The sequence below is a fragment of the Wolbachia endosymbiont of Tuta absoluta genome, from assembly GCF_059414725.1.
In genome coordinates this window covers 1-426 of the sequence record NZ_JBNRJY010000465.1, presented here as the reverse complement: position 1 = coordinate 426, position 426 = coordinate 1, and the positions used below count along the sequence as shown (strand labels likewise).

1 protein-coding gene is annotated in these 426 nt (G+C 35.4%); it reads right to left on the bottom strand.

Annotated elements, in window-relative coordinates; translation table 11 throughout:
* Positions 1-260: 260 nt before the first annotated feature.
* The coding region (locus ACJ5GX_RS05060; protein WP_495292769.1) for a 50S ribosomal protein L19 at positions 261-426 on the bottom strand (166 nt) is incomplete at its 5' end.

Here is a 426-nt window from a genome sequence, read left to right as displayed (position 1 = left end):
TCATAGAATTTTCAATCGATTTTTGTGTGTGTGTGTGTTTATGTATTGCGTTTGTGTTCATGTGTGTATTTAAAAAAAATAGCCAGCAAACTTTATGGGGGATTCCCTCGTTCCACTTGCACCACCAAAGAAACCAATTCTTTTTTCAGGTTATGGCAACATTTTCGACAAAGAAGAACACAACATCTTTTACACAGATAGTTAGCGGTGTTGGATAGTGAGTGCTTCAGTATTTGTTCCGCAGCGGAATTATTTTCTTGTTACAACGTATTTGAAATGAAAATCATATCAATTTGTAAACGTTTTCGATCGATCCTTGCAGCTTTCCCAAATAGCTTGCACAGATAATATAATTTTGCTCTACGGACCTTTCCCTTTCTCATCACTTGTACTGAAATTAATGCAGGAGAGTAAACAAAAAATTGT